The 24,957-nt window shown below is 37.1% G+C and carries 21 protein-coding genes; 7 read left to right on the plus strand and 14 right to left on the minus strand.

The genetic code is table 11. The features are described from left to right. Positions 1-3 precede the first annotated feature (3 nt). Positions 4-1,368, plus strand: a complete 1,365-nt coding sequence (gene mgtE / locus BKP35_RS05980) for a magnesium transporter (RefSeq protein WP_071312476.1) — start codon at positions 4-6, stop codon at positions 1,366-1,368. 137 nt (positions 1,369-1,505) lie between these two features. Here the strand turns inward: mgtE and BKP35_RS05985 are convergent, their stop codons facing one another. The 8 genes from BKP35_RS05985 to BKP35_RS06025 all read right to left on the minus strand — a co-directional run bounded on the left by BKP35_RS05985 (position 1,506) and on the right by BKP35_RS06025 (position 10,697). Next, complete coding sequence (locus BKP35_RS05985; protein WP_071312477.1) at positions 1,506-1,661, minus strand: DUF1540 domain-containing protein; 156 nt, start codon at positions 1,659-1,661, stop codon at positions 1,506-1,508. 132 nt (positions 1,662-1,793) lie between these two features. Next, the gene (locus BKP35_RS05990) at positions 1,794-3,479 is read right to left on the minus strand and encodes an ABC transporter permease (protein ID WP_071312478.1); all 1,686 of its coding nucleotides are present in this window, start codon (positions 3,477-3,479) and stop codon (positions 1,794-1,796) included. A gap of 32 nt (positions 3,480-3,511) precedes the next feature. Next, positions 3,512-4,645: an extracellular solute-binding protein gene (locus tag BKP35_RS05995; RefSeq protein WP_071312479.1), complete on the minus strand. Its 1,134-nt coding sequence runs from the start codon at positions 4,643-4,645 to the stop codon at positions 3,512-3,514. Between the two features lie 217 nt (positions 4,646-4,862). Further along, a complete protein-coding gene (locus BKP35_RS06000; protein ID WP_071312480.1) occupies positions 4,863-5,921 on the minus strand; it encodes an ABC transporter ATP-binding protein in 1,059 nt (352 codons plus the stop codon). 299 nt (positions 5,922-6,220) lie between these two features. Then, a complete protein-coding gene (locus BKP35_RS06005) occupies positions 6,221-7,375 on the minus strand; it encodes a Ger(x)C family spore germination protein (RefSeq protein WP_071312481.1) in 1,155 nt (384 codons plus the stop codon). Then, on the minus strand, positions 7,372-8,469 hold the full coding sequence (locus BKP35_RS06010) for a GerAB/ArcD/ProY family transporter (RefSeq protein WP_071312482.1): 1,098 nt from the start codon (positions 8,467-8,469) through the stop codon (positions 7,372-7,374). The genes BKP35_RS06005 and BKP35_RS06010 overlap by 4 nt, the downstream gene beginning before the upstream one ends. Before the next feature lie 123 nt (positions 8,470-8,592). Continuing rightward, positions 8,593-10,023, minus strand: a complete 1,431-nt coding sequence (locus BKP35_RS06015; RefSeq protein ID WP_071312483.1) for a spore germination protein — start codon at positions 10,021-10,023, stop codon at positions 8,593-8,595. Between the two features lie 410 nt (positions 10,024-10,433). Further along, positions 10,434-10,697, minus strand: a complete 264-nt coding sequence (locus BKP35_RS06025) for a metal-sensitive transcriptional regulator (protein WP_071312485.1) — start codon at positions 10,695-10,697, stop codon at positions 10,434-10,436. A 319-nt stretch (positions 10,698-11,016) separates the two neighbouring features. On the opposite strand from BKP35_RS06025, the gene BKP35_RS19135 reads away from it, so the two are divergent. The 3 genes from BKP35_RS19135 to BKP35_RS06035 are packed head-to-tail and all read left to right on the plus strand — an operon-like array spanning position 11,017 to position 13,369. Beyond that, positions 11,017-11,178, plus strand: a complete 162-nt coding sequence (locus BKP35_RS19135) for a cytochrome c oxidase subunit 2A (RefSeq protein ID WP_139192814.1) — start codon at positions 11,017-11,019, stop codon at positions 11,176-11,178. Positions 11,179-11,201: 23 nt separating this feature from the next. Then, entirely contained in the window at positions 11,202-11,672 is a 471-nt protein-coding gene (locus tag BKP35_RS06030; protein WP_071312486.1) for a cytochrome c oxidase subunit II, read from the plus strand. Then, on the plus strand, positions 11,669-13,369 hold the full coding sequence (locus tag BKP35_RS06035) for a b(o/a)3-type cytochrome-c oxidase subunit 1 (protein ID WP_071312487.1): 1,701 nt from the start codon (positions 11,669-11,671) through the stop codon (positions 13,367-13,369). Before BKP35_RS06030 ends, BKP35_RS06035 begins: the two co-directional genes overlap by 4 nt. Before the next feature lie 114 nt (positions 13,370-13,483). Here BKP35_RS06035 and BKP35_RS06040 read toward each other — a convergent pair whose 3' ends face one another. Next, on the minus strand, positions 13,484-13,885 hold the full coding sequence (locus tag BKP35_RS06040) for a rhodanese-like domain-containing protein (RefSeq protein WP_071312488.1): 402 nt from the start codon (positions 13,883-13,885) through the stop codon (positions 13,484-13,486). 328 nt (positions 13,886-14,213) lie between these two features. On the opposite strand from BKP35_RS06040, the gene BKP35_RS06045 reads away from it, so the two are divergent. After that, positions 14,214-15,377 carry an MFS transporter gene (locus BKP35_RS06045; protein WP_071312489.1) on the plus strand — a complete coding sequence of 388 codons (1,164 nt, stop codon included), beginning with the start codon at positions 14,214-14,216 and terminating at the stop codon, positions 15,375-15,377. 199 nt (positions 15,378-15,576) lie between these two features. Here BKP35_RS06045 and rocF read toward each other — a convergent pair whose 3' ends face one another. The 4 genes from rocF to pruA form a co-directional block, all read right to left on the minus strand. Continuing rightward, positions 15,577-16,479, minus strand: coding sequence for an arginase (gene rocF, locus BKP35_RS06050; RefSeq protein WP_071312490.1), 903 nt, complete (start codon positions 16,477-16,479; stop codon positions 15,577-15,579). Between the two features lie 33 nt (positions 16,480-16,512). Further along, positions 16,513-17,418, minus strand: coding sequence for a proline dehydrogenase family protein (locus BKP35_RS06055; protein WP_211274599.1), 906 nt, complete (start codon positions 17,416-17,418; stop codon positions 16,513-16,515). Positions 17,419-17,639: 221 nt separating this feature from the next. Further along, positions 17,640-18,833 carry an ornithine--oxo-acid transaminase gene (locus BKP35_RS06060; RefSeq protein WP_071312492.1) on the minus strand — a complete coding sequence of 398 codons (1,194 nt, stop codon included), beginning with the start codon at positions 18,831-18,833 and terminating at the stop codon, positions 17,640-17,642. A 182-nt stretch (positions 18,834-19,015) separates the two neighbouring features. Beyond that, positions 19,016-20,563, minus strand: a complete 1,548-nt coding sequence (gene pruA / locus BKP35_RS06065) for an L-glutamate gamma-semialdehyde dehydrogenase (protein WP_071312493.1) — start codon at positions 20,561-20,563, stop codon at positions 19,016-19,018. 876 nt (positions 20,564-21,439) lie between these two features. Between pruA and BKP35_RS06075 the strand changes: the two genes are divergently transcribed. Beyond that, positions 21,440-22,843 carry a sigma-54 interaction domain-containing protein gene (locus tag BKP35_RS06075; protein WP_071312495.1) on the plus strand — a complete coding sequence of 468 codons (1,404 nt, stop codon included), beginning with the start codon at positions 21,440-21,442 and terminating at the stop codon, positions 22,841-22,843. A gap of 218 nt (positions 22,844-23,061) precedes the next feature. Then, positions 23,062-23,646 carry a YitT family protein gene (locus BKP35_RS06080; RefSeq protein WP_071312496.1) on the plus strand — a complete coding sequence of 195 codons (585 nt, stop codon included), beginning with the start codon at positions 23,062-23,064 and terminating at the stop codon, positions 23,644-23,646. A 224-nt stretch (positions 23,647-23,870) separates the two neighbouring features. On the opposite strand, the gene BKP35_RS06085 is transcribed toward BKP35_RS06080, so the two are convergent. After that, on the minus strand, positions 23,871-24,737 hold the full coding sequence (locus BKP35_RS06085; protein WP_071312497.1) for a metal-dependent hydrolase: 867 nt from the start codon (positions 24,735-24,737) through the stop codon (positions 23,871-23,873). Positions 24,738-24,957 lie beyond the last annotated feature (220 nt).

Consider the following 24,957-nt stretch of genomic DNA (forward strand, 5'->3'; position numbering starts at 1 on the left):
ACCATGAAAAAAATAAGCTTGAAAAACCGTGAAGAATTTACTTATTATCTTTTTCTCTATTTAAAGAATCAAGATAAAGTTCGATTTCGTGAAGAGTTTTTAGATTTACACCCAACAGATCAAAATGAGCTATTTATTCAAATGAGCCTTGAGAAAAGAAAACGTGTTTATGAATATTTAACTGCTGCAGAATTTGCGGACATATTTAAAGGGCTATCTTTGAAATACCAGAAAGAAGTTTTTTCGGAACTTGAGGATATGTATGGACTTGAAATGTTACGGGAACTTCCTGCCGATGAGATTACCGATTTTTTTAGTGAAATCCCAGATCATATATCCAACTATTTATTAGAAAAAATGGAGAAAAAAGAAGCAGAAAATATTAAGTTACTTTTATCATACAAAGAAGATACAGCTGGCTCGTTAATGACAACAGAATTTGTAACCGTCAAACCTACCGAAACAGTGTCTAAGATCATGGAGCAATTGCGACGAGAAGGAGAAAATGCCGAAACGATTTATTACTTATATGTCACGAATGAAATCGGAACATTAAACGGTGTTATCTCTTTACGAGAACTGATTACCGCTCCTCTAGAAGAGAGTGTGGAAACATTAATGAAAGAGCAATTAATCACCGTGTCTCCATTCGCTGACCAAGAAGAAGTTTCAAAAGTGATTAGAGATTACGATTTACTTGCCGTTCCTGTCACTACCTCTGACGGAAAAATTATTGGTATCGTCACGGTTGATGATATCATTGATGTTTTAGAAGAGGAGACAACTGAAGACCTCGGAGATTTCGCAGCCGTGAAAGGAGCTGTCGATCTTGAAGTGAACTCTTTCGTCGCAACGAAAAAACGATTACCTTGGCTAGTCCTACTAATGTTTATCGGGATGTTAACTGCAGGTTTAATCAGTAGTTTTGAAGCGACATTAGCAGAAGTTGCTATCTTAGCACTATTCATTCCACTCATCGCTGATATGGGAGGAAACACAGGTACACAATCATTAGCCGTTGTCGTTCGTGGGTTAGCTCTCGATCAGTTGGACCGAAATAAAATAATCCAATTATTAAAAAGAGAAGCTGGAGCAGGCATTATGTTAGGTGTTATTTGTGGTTTAATCGTTTCAGTTATCGCATTAATCATTCCTCAAGGGAATGTCCTCCTTGGCATTATTATTGGAACTTCATTAATGATTACGATACTTTTCTCAACGATTTCTGGTACGATCATTCCACTTATCGTCCATCGCTTTAACATTGATCCGGCATTAGCATCTGGTCCATTTATTACAACGATTAACGATATTATTGGGCTTTTAACTTATTTTTCAATTGCAACAGTGTTATTACAATATTTATAGCAATTTTTTCTTAAATTTATGTCAATTTAAAATTAAATACTTTTAATTATTTTGTAAAATATGTATACAATTGAGAAATATTATCAATAATAAAAATAAAGAATGGGCAGTCGGCTAACTACCCATTCTCAAAAATATTACATTCCTGGTTCAAATGTTTTACAATCAGTTTCTTCTTGTTTAGAAGCTTCTTTCCCCTTATGACTTATAACATAAATTTCTTCTGCAGCGCACTTGTTACCTTTTGCCCAGTACGTACAGTTACTTACTTCGCATAGTACATCTTGTGCCAAAATACTTCACCTCCATTTCTTTAAATTAGGATGGCCATATTGTAGGGTTATAATACTAAATTCAACCGATTAATGACGTTTTGTAATTAAAAATGGCTTGTCGCAATAATTTCTGCGACAAGCCTAATCTTTCTAATATTTTTTTAATAAATAACGTAACGGAATGATCGATACAATAACAAGTAATAATGCGGCTGGTGCTGCTAGATGATAAATTGCCTCTGACGCTTCAAAATAAACGCGAACAGCTAACGTATCAAATCCCGGTGGTCGCAACATTAATGTTGCCGGAAGCTCTTTAATCGAACTAACAAAGACAAGCGCCCCCCCTGCTAAAACCCCTGGTAAAATCGTCGGTAAAATAACTTTAAACATAATTTTCCATGGTGGATAACCTAAACTTCGTGCTGCCTCATCAATTCTCGGTGATACTAGACTTAATGAAGCCTCACCTGCTTGCATTGCCTGTGGCAAGAAGCGAACGACAAAAGCAAGAGCAACCATATAAAACGTGCTATAAAGTGCTGGAATATGATTATTAAAAATAAATACAAAGCCTAGAGCAACGATTACACCAGGTAACGCATACCCCGCATAACATAACTTATCAATAATCGTTGTGATCGTGGATGGGTAACGCGTTTTTAGATATATAATCGGTAACGCAAGTAGCATACATAGGATCGCCGCCAACCCGGAGACTTTCAAACTGTTCCATGCAAAGCTAAAGAATCTTTCATCTAAAGCACCCATTCGAATACCGATATTTGACCAATATACAAGTACACTGATTGGTAATACGACAGATACAAAAAATACACCTACCACATATAAAATTGCCCACGGTTTCCATTTTCCTAATTTTAAAATGTCTGGTTCTCTAAACGTATTAGAAGTCTGGTAATATTTATTTTTCTTACGAGTACGAGCTTCAATCCATAAAATACCTACTGTTAATATGATTAGTACTAAACTTAGAACAGATGCCGAAGCGGTATCAAACCCGGCTCGCTGGAAGTAAATAGCTGCAGTGAACGTTACATATCTTAACATCGCAATCGCACCGAAATCAGAGAGCACATATAACGAGATCAAAATTGCACCTGCACCAATGGCCGGTCTTAAAAATGGTAAGTTTACTTTCCAGAAAATTTGCGATGTTGTCATTCCTTGTGAACGAGCAACTTCTTCAAAGTTTCGGTTCATTTTTCTTAGTGACGCACTAGCGATTAAATAAACATAAGGGTACGTAAACATTGTTAAAACAAAGAATACACCCCAAAAAGAATATATATTTAACGGATAATTCCCGAAAGTATCAACGAGCCACGGTGTATCACGCCAAATGTTGCGAACCCAACCACTTGGGCCGAATACGATAATATAGGTTACTGCACCTACGTACGGTGGAATAACTAATGGTAATGCAAGTAACCATTGCCAATATTTACGACCAGGCAAGTCCGTCCTAACGACAATCCAGGCGAGCGTTACACCGATGATAACGGCACATGCCGTTACAGCGAACGTAAGAGAGAATGTATTCCATAATAGTTCCGGGATTCTGCCGTCAAGAAGACGCTTCCAACGATCAACGCCAGCAAAAAGTGAACGCCACACGACATAAATAATCGGTATCGACATAATGGCAGCTACAATCATTCCTAATAGAAGTAAACCTGAGCCTGGCGGATTGCCTTGCCAACTATCAAACCATTTCTTTCTGAAGAAATGGAGAATGGTTGGGGAATTTTTTTCCCCAACCTTGGCATTTTGATTATTATTTAGTTGTGACTTATTTTTACTGTCATTTTTCATATTATGCCGTCTCCTAAAATTGCTTTTAAATACTACCTTAATTCAAGATCTAAACCTGATTGTTCAATTAAAGCTCTAGTGTCTTGGAAGTAGTTTCCAAGCTCTTTAATTGGCATATCTTGAACTTTTAAGTCGTTAAAGTCAACGATATGTGGTTCTACTTCTGCTGGATAACTAGCACCATAGTCTGAGTTAATAAGAAGTTCTAAAGACTCACCAACAAACATCACTTGGTTTTCAGGTAATAATAACCATTCGATAAACGCAATTGCATTTTCTTGATTTGGTCCATCTTTAACAAGTCCTGCACCTGCTGCATTGGCAACTACACCCATTTGATCTGCTTCTTGATCAAGGTAAATGAAACCTACATTATTGTTATCTGGCTCTACTAATTGTTGATGGAAATAATAGTTGTTAACAAGTCCAAATGAATGCTCACCAGCACCTACAGCACGACGGATGTCACCGTGACCTTGAGTGATTGCTGCAGCATTTTCACTAACCACTTCAATCCACTCGGCTGTTTTTTCATCGCCCCACTCATAACGTAATGCTGAGATGTGACCGATCATACCACCGTTCCCACCACGAGTAATTGCATAGCCACCTTCTACATCAGCCCATTTAGGGTCAAATAACTCTTCAATGCTTTTTGGCATTTCATCTTCAGTAATCATATCTTTGTTATAAATAAATCCACGAGATCTAGCTGAGATTGCAAAGTATGCATTATCATCAGCACGGAAGTCTGCTGGAATTGAATCAATCCCGTCAAAATCGTAACCTTGTAATAACCCTTCCATGTGTAAGTATCCTAATGCACCTAAGTCATTAGAAATAAATACATCTGCTCGTACATTATTCGCTTCCTCTACAACTTGCAATGGATTAGCATCATGTAAAGCTTGAACTTCAATTCCAGTGTCCGCTGTAAACTTATCAAGTAAAGCTTGAACAAATCTTTCATTACGTGCTGAGTATACCACAATTTCACCATCTAGTTCTACTACTTCTTCATCAGTTTGTTGCTCATCTTGACCACTTCCAACTTCACTCGGATCTGGTTCAGCAGTGTTTTCATCTTCGTTATTTCCACAACCTGCTGCGAATACTAATCCTAATGCTAATATTGCAAAAAGGATCGCTTTTAATGTCTTGTTCATAGTTGGTTTCCCCCTAAGTATTTTGTCTGAAGAATGAAATTCATTCTCAATTAATTATCACAATTCATAGTATAGTGTGATTGATAATCATTGTCAATGTATTCCGTAAAAATATTTTTTGTTTTTTAATAGTTTCACAGATTTGTCAAATAATATGCTCAGATTAAATTAAAAACTCCCTCGTTTCATAGAGGGAGCTTGTTAGTTTCCGTATATTTTATTCAACAACACAAACTAAATCAGATTTTATATTAAAGGAAACGACCGATCCAACTTCAATATCTTGTTCCATCGGTGCATAAATAACCATCGGTTCTGCTGATGGATCTGATTGTAAATTTACATATAGCTCTTGATATTCCCCACTATATGTGACTCGATCGACGGTTCCACAATAACTTCCTTCGCCTTCAGCGACAATTTGACAGCCTTCTGGGCGAATCGAAAGTTTTACATTTTCACACATGCCATCTGTCTGATTAGGAAGGCATACCGTACCGATCGTTGTTGTAACATGTTTTAAATCTTTTTCTAATTTACCTGTAATTAAATTTGTTTTACCAAGAAATTGCGCGACGAAACAGTTTTTCGGGCAGCGATACATATCTCGAGGTGAAGCGACTTGCTGAATTACGCCATCTTTCATCACGACCACTTTATCAGAAACTGCAAAGGCATCCTTCTGGTCGTGGGTAACGATAATCGCGGTAGTATTTGCTTTTCTTAAAATATTCGTCACGTCAAAACGCATTTTTTCACGAAGACCTGCGTCTAAATTACTGAACGGTTCATCCATTAATACCACATGGGGACGTGGCGCAAGTGCTCTTGCTAAAGCGACACGCTGCTGCTGTCCACCTGATAATTCACTCGGGAGACGATTAGCGTACTCTGCTAATCCTACAAGCTCTAATACTTCAAGCGCTCGTTCTTTTCGTTCACTTCGCTTCCATTTATTTAAACCAAACATCACATTTTTCTCAATTGTTAAATGCGGAAATAAGGCATAATCTTGAAACACCATACCAATTCCACGTTTTTCTGGTGGTAATGAGCGGTGATCATCGTAAACAACTTGATCTCCAATGGAAATTTTTCCTGTGCTAGGTTGTTCGAAGCCTGCGATCATTCTCAGTGTTGTCGTTTTTCCACAACCACTAGGTCCTAACAACGTAATAATTTCCCCTTGTTCAATCTCCAAATCTAACGTATCCACTGCTGGTTGTAGTGATTTATTAAAAAACTTCGACACTTGCTCTAGATGAATAAAGCTCACGATACCCAACCCCCTTAGACAAATATGTATCTGCCTTATTTATTCTTAACTCATATATATTCTCAATAGCTTTTCTTAATGATAATGATTTTCATTGTAGATCGATTATATCACAGGGCTTTTTTAACCGTCAATAAAGTTCAAAAGGTTGTCACAGTTTTTCGAAAGCCTTTACAAATTATTTTTTCTGAATTAATTTTATTTTCATGCGCAACAATATCGACTTTAACGGTTATTTTCCCCTTACCAGGAAACTCTCCTATCCCTTTCTATACTTTCTATACTTTCTATACCTTTCTCTATCGTCCAATCTTTTCTTTCTCGAGCAACGCTCTTTGGCCAGTCATTTCTACTTTAAAGTCAACACTGATTTCAAACTCTGTTTGTTGCCAACCCGTTTCTTCCCAATTTAACGTGTCAAAAAATTGATAATTATTCGCCCAAATGCGATGCCCCATTAACCACGGTTCAACATTCTTTTCCTGCATTTTAGCAATCACATCTCTTAGTTCCTCTTCTATCTCTTCATTCATTTTTTCGTTAATTTTCAATATTAACTCTTTTGATAGACGAATTTCAGCTGTTGAAAGTTCGACAACTTCTCCGCCTCCTTTTATTTCAAGGTGATATTTAATAGGATCTGTTTTTTCAAAATCAATATCAACCTTTAGACTTATTCTTGAAAGGGCAACCTTCAACGCTTCACTTTCATGCTCAATGTCAATGGTATAATTCATTGGTCCGACTTCTTTTCTTTTCATCAAACGACTCATCGCAACCTCATCATCGAGTAACTTAGTTACTAGCCGATGATCTTGAAAAACCGCCATGTTTTCGATCCTAATATCGCCCTCTACTATTTTTGCTAACGGAATCACCGACGCACGTGAGATCATATTCATATCCCTTATAAATTGAAATAACTTCACATCAGTGGTTCGGCCGACTTTCTGATCTGCTTGGAAAAAGCGGTTTAAATACAGTGCTGGCAAATTCACGAGTGGCGATTCTAACGCAATAAACTCTTCTGCTGATCCTTCTTCAATAATAAGTAAATAAATTTGATTAGCAATCTCAGGAGTTCGGTCTAACAAATCTATGACTTCTTTTAGACTTTCTCTTGCTACAGCCTCACTTATTGTCACTACTTTTAAATGTCCTAAAAAAAGAACCGTTGGAGTATTCGCTTCTAAGTTGCCGATTGCATCCCATAACGTTTCACCTTCAGCGGTAAATACTTCAAACTCTTTATCCATCGGTGAGGCTCCTTCATCAGTAGTCGAGCGAAGGAGCGGAATTTGAATGGTTACAGCATAACTACCTTCTTCCTCTCCTTGATCAATACTTAAGCCTACAATCATAGATCGGTGATCAATTTCTCGCGAGTCTTCAACACACCCTAACAGAGGAGCTACAACAATGACCAACATGATGAAAATTCTTAACTTTTTCATTTGTTATTTCCATGCGCCCCTTTCTTGACGATTAAATATAAAAGTAAAACGATCGGTACGAAAAGAGAATAAATAAGTTGATTATAGCCCACATATACCCAAGCGACATTTACAAAGCTTTCGGTAAAAAGAGTAATTATAAATATGAAGGCATGTACTCCAATAACTAATAAAACCCTTCTTTGTATAGAAAAAATTCGCTCTACTAAAAAGACGGCAAACCACGTTTGAATAATCATGATTTTATAATAAGCAATCAGCCAAACACCGATAAAATATAAATCTAACCTTTCAAACACCCCTGTTCTCGTTGATGTCGATTGGACTAACGCGGTGGCAGGGGATAAAAGCCGTAACGATTGCTCAAATCCAAACGTCCCTAACACAACGATACTAAGAGAAGCAAAAATAACCATAATACCTAACAACGCTAAGCTAATCGGTTTCCAGACAGATGTCCCTTTTTGGACATACGGTAAAAAGCCTAAAAGAGCTACTACACCTGCATACCTTGCCATATCGGAAAGCGAGCTTTTCAAAAATGTCCATACATCTGTCGACCACACGGGTGGAATGTACACCCACTTGAAATAGTCGCTGAACCCTAAATATATAATCGTTAAAAGAACAACAGCTTCCAAAAAGATTAACGATACGACGAAACGAGTAATCGCTGTAATACCGTAAAGCACTCCGATAGCCGAAACAACGATAAATAATAACATCGGTATCCATCGCTCTGTATTGCGAAGTAAGTACGTGCTTGTCATTAGACCTAGCCCTTCAACACCCCAAACTATCGAGGCGATCGTACTTGCTAAAAAATAAATACCTATTACTGCATACAGCCATTTCCACATTGATTGCTTTAATTCCTTAAAGAGGTCATAGCTGTCATATTTTGAACAAAAAACTTTAATTAAAAAGGCAAGTAATAAATAGGGAAAAACAGCAACGATCACTTTTAACCAGGCGCTGCGAATTTCTTCATCAGCGACATACGGTAAAAAAGCTACTCCTAATGTAATTGTAGAACAAAACGTAAACGCAAAAATTTCAATTCCACGAAACTGCCTCACCGGTGTTAAATTCATCGTATCCACCCTTTAAATATACTCATACAAATCGTTTATGGCATGACCGCCGCCACCTAACATGGAAAGTCGGACGCCGGCCCTAACCAACAAGCCACTAACCGACTTTTACTAATCAACAAATCAAATTTTACTTTTATACGTTTGAATAACTTGTTTTATCTCTTCATACTTAATCGGCATAGCCGGGGAAACATATGGTCTTGAAAAGGAATTAATGTGACAGATGTGTATAAAAATTACACAAAACCCTAAGGCAAACCCATACAAACCAAAAGTAGCAGCAATAATTAATAAGCCGTATCGGACCGTCCGTAGTGATGCCACGAAATCCCACGACGGGGAAACGAATGAGGCTATTGCAGTTAGTGCAATAACTATGACCATTAAACTACTGACTAGCCCCGCCTCTACCGCTGCCGTTCCAATAATTAGACCACCAACGATACCAATCGTTTGACCGACAAAGCTAGGTAAACGTATACTTGCTTCTACTAAAATGTCCAAGGCTAACATCATCATAAATGCTTCAGCAGCTGCCGGAAACGGGATTTGTGTTCTTGATTCGGCAATGGCAAACGCTAATGTTTGCGGTATCAGTTCAGGGTGGAAGGCAACTAAAGCAACGTATAGTGCTGGTATCGCCGTTGCAATAATCATACAAAATAAACGTAACGCACGAACAAAAGCAATAGTCCAAACCGAGCTAAAGCTACGATCTCCACTCGGCAAATAAAAATCAAACACTGATATGGGGATGATCGTCGCTTGTCCTGAATTATCTAAAAAAAGAGCTACTTTCCCTTCTGTTAATGCAAATGCGACTTGGTCTGGTCTTTCAGTTAACAAAACTTGTGGAAAAACAGATAACGGTGCATTTACTATTTGTTTGTTTAATTGCCCTATATTTAAAAGGTTATCAATTTCTACACTTTCGATTCTCCTTTCTAGTTCTTCTAACATACTTTGTTCTGCCGCACCTTCAAAATACATGACAGATACATTGGTATGAGTGATAGTACCAACTGTGTATACCTTAGTTTTTAAGCGTGGGTCTTTAATTAATTGTCTCATGAGTGCGAGATTAGACGTCATATCCTCAATAAAACCTATTTTAGGACCGTACACTTGATATTCTGTCGTCGGTTCTTCAATCGCTCGCTTTTGTTGACTAGAAAGGGAAATTTGAATAGGAAAGCCCCTACTCTTATGACAAATAACACTGCTATCTAATATTGCATTAACGACCTCTTTCCAAGTCTTCAACTCATTCATATCTGCGCTATATATACAATAGCGGAGGTCCTCTAACTCCAGTTCTTCATTACTACTAGTTAATGGACGAATCACACTGCTCTCAAGCAACTCTTCATTAATAGCACCGACAAAATAATAAATAAATACTTCCTCACCATTCGCTAACGGAACAATTCGAGTAATTAAATCACTACAATCAGCAAAGATCTTTTCCATTGTATGTTTAAAATCGATACTGTTAAGATCTACTTCATCTTCAATATTTAAGTTTTTCAATACCCCGTTAATGTCCCCCAACGAGTTATGTCTCCCATTAATAATACTCATACTACCCCTCATTATTAATCCAATATTTTAAAGGTAGTGTTTAGCTAAATTGAATTTTTTATTCCAATTTTACACTTTAGTGGAAACAAGAAAAGCGCAGGCGCCTTGTTCACCCCTGAAAAGCGTTGGAGAGCCAGCGACGGTTTATCTCCCCCTTGAGATACATCTCCGAGTAGATAAACATCGATGGATCGAAACGCTCGAAGGGGTAGGCGCCGGAGCTAGACAACAAAAACGAGGGTGTCCTACTACTAATAGGACACCCTCGTTTAATGCGTTTGAAAATACATATATTGATTTTTGCGGACAATCAGCGCACCAATAAAACGACGAAGCGATGCTAAAACAATTCAAAACTCAAAACTCTTCACTCAAAACTACTAACGAATTTTCACCAATAAATTAACCGCTTCTTTGATCGTCTCGTCGGTATCTTCGCCGTTTTCAATTTGCTTGCGAATACAATCTTCTAAGTTAACACTAACGACGACACCAATTGTTCGATCTAAGGCGTTTCTTACAGCTGCTAGCTGTGTAACAACATCTTGGCAGTCTTTTTCTTCATCCATCATTTTAATAATTCCTCGAACTTGCCCTTCGATTCTCTTTAATCTATTTTTTACTTTATCATCGTATTTTTCCATAATAAATTCCTCCGTAAATTTAATAAAATCAGAAATCCGACAATTACTACCTCTATTTTATGATATGCGCGCCCTTGAAGCAATGTAAATTATCTTTTTAAAACTCTTCAAATGTGACTTATGTCACAGAATTACAAATCAATCTCTTTATAATAGTAGAAGAATTAAGTTTTTACGTTTTCTACTGATTTTATGTTTTATACCAAACTTAAGTTACAAACTGTCACTATTTATTCAAACTTTTATGAAAAGTCACTCTTATTTTTCCTATATTATGTATCTATGGGGGTCTTAATTATCATGACAAGGAGGGGATTACATGGCTAAAAATAATAGTAACCTTGAACCAAACAGAAACCATGTTCCAACAGAAACTAATTCATCATCGTTAAAAGGAACGCTTATTTTTACAATGTCGATCGGTTTATTTATCGTATTATCTTGGTCAGCAATTTTCTTTTTATTCTTAAATAGAATGTAACACTCGGGAGGGGGAATTATTTTATGCATTTACATCGTTATGAAAAAATTTGGTTAACATTTGGTATTGGCTCACTTGTTATCTTTTTAACTGTTTTGGGCGTGAGCGCATTTGCTTTTGGACAACAACCACCAAGTCACATGGCTAAAGTTGATCCACAAAACGTAAGGGACGCGGCACCATTCGATGAGCCTGGCTTACGACAAATAAATGAAACGACTTACCAAGCGAACATTATCGCTATGGCTTTTACTTATCAACCTAATAAAATTGAAGTTCCAGTTGGGTCTACGGTTCGTTTTCATGTAACGAGCTCTGACGTTGTTCACTCGTTTACAATTCCAAATACGAACGTAAACTTCATGGTAACACCTGGACATATTAATATGGCTGAACATACATTTACAGAGGCTGGTTCTTACCTCGTTCTATGTAACGAGTATTGCGGTACGGGGCATCATTATATGCAAATGACAATTGAGGTGGTCGAATGAGAAATTCAGCATTAAAAGTTGAAGATTATAATTCAAATATCGGGACTACAGTAGCACCAAAAGATGCTAAGTTAAGTATGGCCCACATATATATTGCGTTTTCTGCATTTTTAGTCGGCGCGATTGCCGGACTTTTGCAAGGTTTAGTTAGAGGTGGCATGATTGAGCTACCAAACTGGCTCGGATATTATCAGATTTTAACAGCGCACGGTGTTTTACTTGCACTTGTATTTACTACTTATTTTATATTCGCATTTTTATTTGCTGGGATGAGCCGAACTCATGGAGCTTTCAGTGATCGACTTCGTAAGCTTGGCTGGACGGGTTTTACGGTCCTAACGATCGGTACACTTTTAGCAGCAATTTTAATTATTTTAAATGAAGCTTCTGTTCTTTATACTTTTTACGCACCATTAACCGCACACCCACTATATTATGTCGGTTTAACACTGTTCGTTGTTGGTAGTTGGATTAGTGGAGCAACACTTCTTGGGCATTATTTTGGTTGGAAAAAAGCGCATAAAGGCGAGCGTACTCCGTTGTTCGGTTATATGACTGTTGCAACCATTGTTTTATGGATCATTGCTTGTTTAGGAGTGGCAGTATTAGTCTTATTACAAATGATTCCTTGGGCGTTTGGACTTACAGATGAAATTAATGTTTTATTAAGTCGTACACTTTTCTGGTATTTCGGGCATCCATTAGTATATTTCTGGTTATTACCAGCTTACATTGCTTGGTATGTTTCAATACCTAAGATCATCGGCGGAAAGTTATTTAGTGACTCTCTTGCTCGTATGGCATTCGTTTTATTCTTATTATTCTCAATCCCAGTAGGATTTCACCACCAGCTGATGGAATCTGGGATTTCAGAAATGTGGAAATTCATTCAAACAGTACTAACTTTCGTTGTTATCGTTCCTTCATTAATGACCGCTTTCTCGATTTTCGGAACGTTTGAGCAAACTGGTCGCGCTAAAGGCGGTACTGGTATCTTATACTGGTTGCATAAACTTCCTTGGAAGGATGTTCGTTTCTTTGCGCCGTTCATGGGAATGATCATCTTTATCCCTGCAGGAGCCGGTGGAATTATAAATGCTAGTTTCCAAATGAATGCAGTGATCCACAACACTCTTTGGGTTGTAGGGCACTTCCATTTAACAGTCGGATCAACAGTGTTACTAACATTCTTCGGTATTTCGTATTGGTTAATTCCACATTTAACTGGAAGAAAATTCACACCATTTTTAAATCGTTTAGGTATGGTACAAACTTGGTTATGGGCGATCGGTATGTTCTTCATGTCTGGTGCGATGCACTTAATTGGTTTACTAGGTGCACCTCGTCGTACAGCTTATACGACATATCAAAACCATCCTGATGCATTAGTTTGGTTTGAAGGAATTTTCACTAACTATGTAACGATTGCGATCGGTGGCGTGATTTTATTCGTCGCTGCTGTAATGATGTTTTATAACTTCATTTATATGACATGGTTAGCTCCTAAAGGTGATACTGAATTCCCAATTAGTGAACCAGCAGAAGATGCATCAGAAACACCGAAAGTCTTTGAAAACTGGAAACTATGGATTGGAATTGCGATTGTATTAATTTTATTTGCTTACACAATCCCGATTTACGATATGATCGTAAACGCACCTCCAGGATCACCAACGTTTGATTTCCTGATAAAATAATTGTTGGAGATTGATATTGTAATCTAAGCTCAAATGAGCTAAACACACAAAAAGGGCTGTCCCATAAAAAAGTGTCAGACACTTAAGGGACAGCTCTCTTTTATTACGGTAAAATTAATTTGAACTAGTTTCTCCTTGCCACTCTACCATCGCGCCTTGAACATTTGTAAGTTCATTAAAGCCATTTTCTTTTAACAACGACGCTGCTTGCATACTTCGATTGCCACTACGACATATAATGATAATTTCATTATCCATTGGTAAATCACTCAATGTATTTTCAAGGGTACTTAACGGATAATTTATAAAACCGTCTATATGCGCCTCATCAAACTCATGTACTTCTCTAACATCGATATAAATAGCTCCATCCCCACTTTCTTCGGATTGAGCCATTCTCTCAAGAATATCGTTAACATGCATTTGCTTAATTGCGCTTGCTTCTCCTTCACTACAACCAGTAACAACTATCATTGATAAAAAACCAATTATTAAAACGCTTAATAATTTTTTCATTTTCTCCTCCTTACTACGCCTTAACTTAATCTGTTCGCATGATAGATACTTATTTAGAGGCTCGCTCAAGAAATCACCGAGCATTTACATTTATAGTCTGATAATCATAAGTCTTTATACAAAGATAATGCCCCTATAGGTATACTAACTACTTTTATTATAATACAAATAATGTTTTTCTTCATTAATTTTTATGAATTTAGTTTAAAATTTTTTAAGCAATTACAAAAATCTAACATATAGATATAATCACTACATTTCTTAATGAATTTCATAATTCATTATTCTCGCCACTATGATCAATATACAACATTTATAGGTGATACTTATGGAACAAAGCCAAACAGTAAAAATAGCTCAAACATATTCAATCCATCATATTTTAACTCTTTTTGCTTTACTCGCATTGCTTATCGTATCAAATCTTTATATAATGATACCTCTGTTAGAAAACGTTAGTGATACTTATACGATAAGCACATCGGAAGCTAGTCTTTCAATAAGTGTGTTTTCATTTTTTTATGCTTGTGGGCTTATTTTTTTCGGGACGTTATCTGAGCGCTTCGGTTTAAAAGAGACGATTTGTTCCGGGCTCGCTATGCTAATTATTTTAATGTTGGCTTGTTTCTTTATTAATAGTTTTTTATTATTTATTATCCTTCGAGGGATTCAAGGTTTTTGGGCTGCCTCGTTTGCCCCCGTTTCATTTATTTACGTCTTAAATGTACTTGAGGAAAAACACCAAACCATTACAATCGCTGTGATTAATACAGGATTTTTATCTGCTGGTGTCTTTGGACAATTACTTAGTTCAACCGTCAACATCGTATTTTCATGGCAAGCGATTTTTGCTACATTAGCGTTACTATATTTTGTTCTACTCATATATGCGATAAAAAAATTGCCTAGACCGTCAAAGTCGAACCATCCTAAATCTATCGGAAACATTATTAAAGTGTTAGCTAAACTACCTTTTCAACCTAGATTAAAAAGGTTTTACTTTATTACTTTTACAATTCTTTTATCTTTTGTTGCTTACTATACGGCTTTAGAAAGCTACTTTACTCATGAGTTGCAATTATCAGCTACAAACGCGCTTATGATTAGAGGTTTCGGTTTAGTTGGACTACTTCTTACTATTTTTTTTGAAAAAATTACTAATCGAATTGGCTATGTAAATGCTGTGATCGCGGGATTAACATTACAATTAATCGGGTTAGCCTGTAGTGTGAGCCAAAATATTTATGTAATAACATTAGGGTCGATGATTTTTGTGGCTGGAGTCGCTATCGTTATTCCAGCGATTATACAGCTAATTGGAAAAAATGGAGCTGGTCAGCGGACTTATGCGATTTCGTTATATAGCTTCATTCTTTTACTTGGAGCTAGTGTTGGTAGTACGATCATATTAATCCCCAACTATTTTTTAAAACTAACTGTTCTTGCAGCACTTTTATCCTTCTCTTTATTAGCAGCCTTTAGAGAAAAATAAATTATGATTAATTTAATGAAGAACATATTGAAAAGCTTTTAGACCATTGCCAAAAGTAGAAAATTGAAACTAAGCAAATAAAAAGTGTAGAGGTTTGCGGTGAAATTACCACATACATCTCTACACTTTTTTTACGATTAGCTTATTTATCCTCAACAGACGACTCCAAAAGCAACAATATTTACGGAAACAACCTAACTTAAAGAAGTTTCTCACCAAATAACGATCCCATCAAGGCAACCGCGACAGTCGCTGTCGTATTTTTATCGTCCAAAATTGGATTTACTTCTACAAATTCTGCCGAAGTAACGATATCAGCTTCAGCGAGCATTTCCATCGCTAAATGAGTTTCACGGTAAGATGTTCCACCTAGAACAGGTGTACCGACACCTGGTGCATCGTGCGGATCAAGGGCATCTAGGTCTAAGCTTAAATGAACACCGTCCGTGTCTTTCGTGACATATTCCATCGCTTCTTCCATTACTCTTGTCATACCGAGACGATCTATTTCATGCATTGTGTATACTTTAATCCCTTTTTCTTGAATTAACTCTTTTTCACCATCATCTAAAGAACGGGCACCGATAATGACAACATTTTCTGGTCTGATTTTCGGAGCGTATCCACCAAGGCCAGTTAAATAAGGGTGACCAATTCCAAGACTTACCGCTAGTGGCATCCCATGAATATTCCCTGAAGGCGACGTTTCTCCAGTATTTAAATCACCGTGTGCATCGTACCAAATGACCCCTAAGTTTTTATAATGCTCTGCCACTCCGGCAAGAGTTCCAATCGCAATACTATGGTCACCACCTAACACTAACGGAAATGAACCATTCACAACACTTTTAGAAACGGCTTCAGCAAGCGTTTGATTAGCGTTAACGACTTCTTTCAAATCTTTTAAATTATCTTCATCGATCACATCAAATTCATTCGGTCTACCAATTTCGATATCTCCTAAATCATGAACTTCATAACCAAGAGCTTGAAGACGTTCCACTACATTAGCATAACGCATCGCACTCGGTCCCATATCTACGCCACGTCTTCTTTGCCCTAAGTCCATCGGGACACCGATGATTGAAATTTTCTTTTTCATGCAAAATACCTCTTTTCAACATAGTTGATTTTCTTACTTATTAAAAATTCCTCTTGCTGCAAAAGCGACATTTTGCGGTCTTTCAGCAAGCCTTCTCATAAAATAACCATACCAGTCGTTACCGAACGGTACGTAAATTCTCATTGTATAGCCTTCCTTGGCAATCGCCAATTGTAAATCAGTGCGGAAGCCATAAAGCATTTGAAATTCAAATTGAGATTTTGGGATGTTATTTTCTTTCGCAAACTGTTTTACTTTTTCTATGACGTTATGGTCATGGCTAGCAACCGCTGCATAACTACCATTTAATAAGTGTTGCTTAATTATTTTCATATAGTTTTCATCAATTTCGTTTTTGTCTTGGATCGCAACTTTATGAGACTCCTTATACGCTCCTTTGATTAAGCGAATCGATGTACCCTTTAAATTTTCAACATCTCTTTCAGCGCGGTATAAATATGCTTGAACTGCTGTTCCTACATTTGAATATTCACGACGTAATTCGTTTAATAAATCTAACGTTGCATCCAAATGTGCGTAGTCTTCCATATCAATACGAACGAAGTTATTATGCTTTTCGGCAGTAGCGAGTATTTTTCTCATATTATCGCGACATAAATTGCGATCGACATCTAACCCTAGTGAAGTTAGCTTCAACGATAAGTTACAATTGACACCTGATGCAGCGATCGCTTCAAGCGTTCTTACACAATAGTCTGCTGATTCAATCGCCTCTTCTCGATTAAAAACAAATTCCCCTAAATGGTCTACCGTACAAATAAGTCCTTTGTCATTTAGTTTGCGTACAGTTTCAATCGCATCTTCAATCGTTTCTCCAGCGATGACTTGCTTTGCCCCTAACTTTAATCCATACTTTTTGGCACTTTTATTTAATAGTTTGTTTTGTGATAGAAAGAGGAAAAAATTTCTTAAAATCATTTCCATAATAAAAAACCCCTTTTAATTAAATATATTTTTTTTGGCATTATGCCTTTTCTGTAAAACTAGCTTTCCCACAGTGTGTTAACGCTTACAAAAAACCACTTCAATTAACTGCTAAATTCACACTACCGAAAGAGTAGAAAAATTTGAAGAACTAGATTCTTTTCAGTGGAGGGCAGGTAATTAAAAGCCCTCCTAGTAAGCAAGCATTGATTATATTAATCTTCTAAAACAGCTGTAATTTGCTCAAGTGCCCAGTCTAAATCTTTTTGTGAAATAACTAAAGGTGGTGCAAAGCGAATGACATTAACATGCGTTTCTTTACACAGTAACCCTTTTTCTTTTAAAGCTTCGCAATATTTGCGAGCAGGCTCTGTTAGCTCAACACCGATAAAAAGTCCTTTGCCGCGAACTTCTTTAATAATGGAGCTATTGATTTTCTTTAATTTTTCTTGAAAGTAGTTTCCAAGCTCAAGCGAGCGCTCAACTAACTTTTCTTCTTCAATGACTTCTAAAGCAGCGACTGCTACAGCACATGATAATGGATTTCCACCAAACGTTGATCCGTGAGAACCTGGTTCGAACACCCCAAGAATATCGTCATTGGCACATACACAAGAGATTGGCATTACACCGCCTCCGAGTGCTTTTCCTAAAATATACATATCAGGAACAACATTTTCCCAATCACTCGCAAATACTTTCCCTGAACGTCCTAATCCTGACTGAATTTCATCAGCAACAAATAGAACATTTTTTTGCTTACATAAGTCAAAAGCTTCTTTCAAAAACCCTTCAGGTGGAATAATAATTCCTGCCTCACCTTGAATCGGTTCAAGTAAAAATGCCGCCGTATTTTCAGTAATAGCTGCTTTTAAGGCGTCAATATCGCCATAAGGAATAATTTTAATCCCTGGTAACATCGGGCCGAAGCCACGTTTATATTCGTCATTAGAAGAAAGCGAAACAGCCGTCATCGTACGTCCATGGAAATTATCTTCACACACGATAATTTCTGCTTGGTCACTAGCAACACCTTTAACAGAATAAGCCCACCTACGAATAGCTTTAACTGCAGTTTCAACAGCCTCAGCTCCCGTATTCATCGGTAACACCATGTTTTTTCCAGTAAGCTCTGAGACTTTTTCATAAAAATGACCTAATTGGTCATTATGAAAGGCTCTTGAAGTTAAAGTAATACGATCTGCTTGGTCTTTTAATGCTGAAATTATTTTTGGGTGGCGGTGCCCTTGGTTAACGGCTGAATACGCACTTAACATATCAACATATTTATTTCCTTCAGGGTCTTCTACCCACACACCTTCAGCTTTTGAAATTACGATAGGAAGCGGGTGATAGTTCCTCGCGCCGTACTGTTCTGTTTGATCGATGATTTGTTTCGTTTTGCTCATCGCAAGTACCCCCATTATTAATTAAACGTTTAATTAGAAAAGTGGAGGGTGGGACAAAACAAAGTGTCAGACACCGCTAGGCACCAAATATAGACATATGATAAATCTGTACGTCTATATTTAGTAGGATCCGCGTAGTGTCAGACACTTTTGTCCCACCCTCTTTTGTCCACTTTCTAATTTTAATATTGCTCAGTTACTAATTTTGCTTGAGTAAAGTGTAATAAATAGTCAGGTCCACCAGCTTTTGAGTCTGTTCCGGACATATTAAAGCCACCGAACGGATGATATCCTACAATTGCACCTGTACAACCTCTGTTGAAGTAAAGGTTTCCTACATGGAATTCTTCACGTGCTCTTTCAAGATGCGCTCTGTTTCTTGAAAGAACCGCACCTGTTAAGCCGTATTCAGTATTGTTGGCAATCTCTAATGCATGGTCAAAGTCTTTTGCTTTACAGAAAGCAACAAATGGGCCGAATACTTCTTCATGCATAATACGTGCGTTTTCATCAACATCAGCAAAAATTGTCGGGTTTACGAAGAAACCTTTAGAATTATCTGCCGTACCACCTGCCATAAGCTTTCCTTCTTCTTTTCCGATTTCAATATAACCAGTAATTTTATCAAACGCCTTTTGGTCTGTAACAGGTCCAACGAAGTTATTGAAATCAACAGGAGAACCAACTTGTAACTCTTTCGTAAGTTCAACCGCTCTTGCTAATACTTCATCATATACATCTTCGTGAATAATTGCTCTTGAGCAAGCCGAACATTTTTGACCAGCGAAGCCAAATGCTGACTTAACGATTGATTGTGCTGCTAATTCTAGGTCACAATCGTTATCAACGATAATTGCGTCTTTACCACCCATTTCAGCAACAACGCGTTTTAACCACTTTTGACCTGGGTGAACTTTTGCAGCACGCTCATAAATACGTACTCCAACAGCTTTTGAACCAGTAAATGAGATAAAACGAGTACGTGGGTGATCAACAATATAGTCACCAATTTCTGATCCGTAACCTGGAATGTAGTTAACAACGCCTTTTGGAAGGCCTGCTTCTTCTAGTACTTCCATAAATTTATATGCAACAACTGAAGTCGTTTCTGCTGGCTTAAGTAATACTGTGTTTCCTGCTACTACTGCTGCAGATGTCATTCCAGCCATAATCGCGAACGCAAAGTTCCAAGGCGGAATAACCACACCTACTCCTAGTGGAATGTAAGAAAGTTTATTATGTTCGATTGGTCTACTTTCAACTGGGTAACCTTTGCTAAGCTCGATCATTTGACGAGCGTAATACTCAAGGAAGTCAATTCCTTCTGCTGTATCTGCATCAGCTTCATTCCACGGCTTACCAGCTTCATGTACTAAGTATGCTGAAAACTCATGCTTACGACGTCGAACAATAGCCGCCGCTTTAAATAAAATATCAGCACGTGCTTCTGGGCTTACTTTTTTCCAAGTGTTAAATGTCTCATTAGCAACCTGCATTGCCTTTTCAGCTAACTCAATGTTTGCTTTTGAAACATTTCCGATCACTTGCTCTTTATTTGATGGGTTAAGAGAGACAATTTTATCTTCTGTAGCGATTCTTTCACCGTTAATTATTAAGTCATAATCTTTACCAAACTCAGCCTCTACTTGTTTTAGAGCTGCTTCAATATCATTACGGTTTTCCTCTACTGTAAAATCTGTAAATGGTTCGTGTTTGTAAGGTACTACCATTGTTAAATCCTCTCCTTTATCTGAAATATCTTTATAATTCCACTTTTTAAAATTGCAAGTATCGTGCCAACTTTGAAAACGCTAACAATGCCTATGAAACTATTAAAAAGGTGCAAAGTTTTTTTGCTAAGCAAACTGTTATTGCACCTAACGCCAATTTTTTTTGCTGTTTGTTGTTGTTTTACTGTAAAATAAATAAAGAAGCAATAACAAGTGATGACTTTATCGCTAAATTACCCTCATAGACGAGTTATAAAACAATAAAAACATCACTCTAAAGGCAAGATTTGTATGAAAAAAGGCGGGTGCTTTTACGAACGAACGTCTGAGATTCGTAAGAAGGTCAAGGTGAAGTGAGGGAAAGCACCCGCCTTTTACATTTTAGATGGTGATGGGTATCCGTCATGCGGGTTTTGTATGAAAAAGGCGGATGATTTCGTGAACGAGCCTCTGAGATTCGTTAGAAGGTCACAGCGAAGTGAAGGAAATCATTCGCCTTTTCCGTATTAGATGGTGACGGAATGGTCGTCATGTGCCTTTTTCATTTCAGATGGTGACAGTTACCGTTACCGTCATAAGGGTTTTGTATGAAAGTTAGTTTGTTGGCTTGTTGGTTAGGTCGTGTCCTCGCCTTAATTTTCATATTAGATGGTGGCGAGGCCGTCATGAACGTTTTGTATGAAAATGACCGGCCGGATTTCTCGAGTGAGCCTCTAAAACTCGATAGAGGTTTACAGCGAAGCGAGAGAATTCGGCCGGCATTTACTTCCTAGATGGTGACGGGGGCCGTCATGAACGTTTTGTATATACCTTAGTATAGGTAATTATTAAATCCACTCAATTACATAAAAATTTATAAGACGGTAGGTGATATCTATGAAGGATTATAAAGATACACATCAATTAAAAAAGCTAGAAAAGTATTATCAACATGTCATTGATGAAATTGATATCGGGGTTCACGTCATCGACGAGGACGGAAAAACGATTATTTATAACAATAAAATGATGGAAATAGAGGCTATGCATGTAGAAGACGTTATTCATAAAAATTTACGTGATGTTTTTAGATTTTATGAAGACCAAGATAGCACTCTTCTTAAAGCTTTACTTGAAGGACAAACGATCCAAGACAAAAAACAAACGTACTTTAATAATAAAGGCCAAGAAATAACGACGATTAACAATACTCACCCAATTATCGAAAACGGAAAAGTAATCGGCGCCATTGAAATTGCCAAAGATATAACAAAACTTGAAAAGCTCATTCGTGAAAACGGTGCTAACACCGGTGAACGCTTTTATACGTTCGATTCAATTATCGGTGAAAGTACTGCTATTAAAGAGGTCATTGAGCAAGCAAAGCGAGCAACTCGCACTTCCTCGTCAGTGTTAATTGTTGGTGAAACGGGAACAGGCAAAGAGTTGTTTGCTCAAAGTATTCATCACGGAAGCGACCGTAGTCAAAAACCATTCATTAGTCAAAACTGTGCAGCTATGCCTGAAAGTTTGATAGAGGGACTATTGTTTGGAACTAAAAAAGGAGCCTTCACCGGTGCGACAGAACGCCCAGGACTTTTCGAACAAGCTGATGGCGGGACGATCCTTCTTGATGAAATCAACTCTTTAGGCACCAATTTACAAGCTAAACTTCTTAGAGTTATTCAAGAAAAAAGCCTTCGGCGTGTTGGCGATACAAAGAATACACCAATTAATGTACGAATTTTAGCAACGATTAACGAAGACCCTAATCAAGCCATCGAAGAAGGTAGATTAAGAAACGACCTTTATTATCGACTAAGTGTGGTTTCGCTTCATATTCCACCTTTGCGCAAACGTAAAGCCGACCTTCCATTACTAGTAAATCTATTCATTCAAAACTTAAATCGAAAATTTCAAATGAATGTCCGCAAAGTAAACGAAGATATATTACGGTTATTTTATGACTATGATTGGCCTGGAAATGTTCGCGAACTCGAACACGTGATTGAAGGAGCAATGAACTTAATTATTGACGAGGACCGGATAGAATTTTCCCATTTACCAAGTCATTTTCGAAATAAAATGCAATTCAAAGATGACATCCCCGAAATGTTTCACCCGATTCAAAAAAATGATTATAAACCGTTCACGGAGCCGTTAAAAGAACAACTCGAAGAATTTGAAGAATATTATATTCAAAAAGTACTCGAACAGCATGATCACAATATAACTAAAGCAGCAAAACAACTCGGACTTAGTAGGCAAAGTTTACAATATCGAATCAAGAAGTTTCAATAGTATATATAAAAATGGCGCTCGAAACTATGATTTAGTTTCTGCGCCATTATTTTTTGTAAGCGGCCTTATTAGTCCGTTATTTATATGAAACTCTTCATTATTAAACATTTTGAGAACTTAGTGATAACCTGTTCATCCATCAGCTTAGATTTTAAACATATTCAATAGATAGTCATGCATACAATACAACATGTCCTTATAAATGAGGTTGATTGTACATGAATGACACTAAAAGATTACTAGCTATTTTAGCTGGAAGTTTTATTATTAGTTTTGGGGTCAATAACTTTTTTGTTCCCTTTCACATCTTAGATGGTGGAATGATTGGTTTAGGTTTAATTCTTCATTATAAATTTGATGTAAGTATCGGAATTACGATCATTATATTGAGCGTCCCTATATACATTGCGGCATGGATTTGGTACAGGACTTTTTTTTATAACAGTATTGTTGGTTTTGTAGTCTCTTCTTTATTTATTGATGTTTTTCAGTGGTTAACCTTCGATGTCGAACATATACATCCTCTTGTCGGAGCGTTAGTTGGTGGCGTTCTTCTCGGTATCGGGGTAGGTGTGATGTTTTTATACGACATAAGTACTGGTGGCTTTGATTTATTAGCGCAAATGATCGCCGACTTCATTAGAGCTAATGTCGGCATCATCATTTTTTTCTTTGATTTAATGGTCGTTTTTCTCGGATTTACTGTAATTACATTTGATGAATTAATTCTATCTGTCATTGCCGTTACAGCGACAGGGGTGGCGACGACATTAATCGTCATGTTCAGATGGGAAAATACGTAAATAAACGACATTATCTTTCCCAGGAAAACACAATTATTTACAAAATACAAAATTTGTCGCCAACAAATGCTCAGTTTCTTAAAAAAATTATTACTAAGCCTTTATTTTAAGTCAAAAAATCGAGCGACTATTTTCTCGCTCGATTTTTCATTTCAATCTATAAATAGCTTAGGGACAGTAGGGAGCGTGCTTTACTGCCGCTTTTTTGCTTATCGTGATTTTGTTCATTGTTTTTCAATATACTCGAATAAAAATGATTGGCCATTTCTGTAGAAACGAGGGTCATATATTCCGATAAGATCGTCATCTTCAATAATTACAACAAACGGTGACCATTCATATAGAGTTTTCGCTTCTGGGTTGTGGGCAAATAAATGATCTAAATCAGCTTCCTTATGACTAATAAGCACTTCTTCAACAGTTGGTTTAGACCACAAATTAACTTGTATAAGTTCTACTGTGTCGTCACTTTTTCCGATTAACGTATAATTCCAAGGTATAAAACTAGCGGAAAGCGCTTGTTGTTCATAATATTCATTATGTTGCTGGTATATAATATAACCCTGTCCTGTTTGTAAAGTGAAATGTAAAAGAATCGCTGCCCACACAAATCGATACACTTGAAATGAAGCAAGCTTTGATTTCTTTGCAATGATAAATCCACCTAAAATTATTGCCCAGATCACAAAGTCAACAATCGGTATCGTCCCGAAAGTAATTCTTGCTTGTGAAAAAGGCTCAAAGTAACCCGTCCCCCAAGCATTAAACAGATCACTCGTATTATGAATAAATACCGCTAGTGCACCCATAAGGAAGATGCGCCTATCTTTTACTTTCCAAAACAAATAACAAAGTAATGCAAGGACAATAGCCCAAACCGGAACCAGGAAGATTGAATGTGTAATTCCACGATGCCACATTTGGTACTGACCTTCCGTATCCCAGAGTCTTGAAATAACATCAATATCGGGAATATGACTTCCTACTACTGTAGTAAATAGCAACGCACGTTTCTTTTCTTTTGTGAAGTCGCGTTTATCTACTGCTCCATATAATGTTAGACCAAACAAAGTGTGTGTTACAGAATCCATTAACTATCACCATCCTCTTATTTTGAGGTTAATAATGGTAATAATAACAATAATTTAATGTTAAAAACAACTTTAGGTTATTTTTTTATTGAGTTAATCCCAATTTCCTTGCGTTTTTCCTTGTTTTATTTGCGATCCGCCTCGTTTCACTTGCGATTTTTCCGTTTTATTTTGCACGACTACTTTTAGCACCTTCTTTTATTGAGTTAACCTCAATTTT

Origin of the sequence: Anaerobacillus arseniciselenatis (genome assembly GCF_001865995.1) — a bacterium.
Taxonomy (GTDB): domain Bacteria; phylum Bacillota; class Bacilli; order Bacillales; family Anaerobacillaceae; genus Anaerobacillus; species Anaerobacillus arseniciselenatis.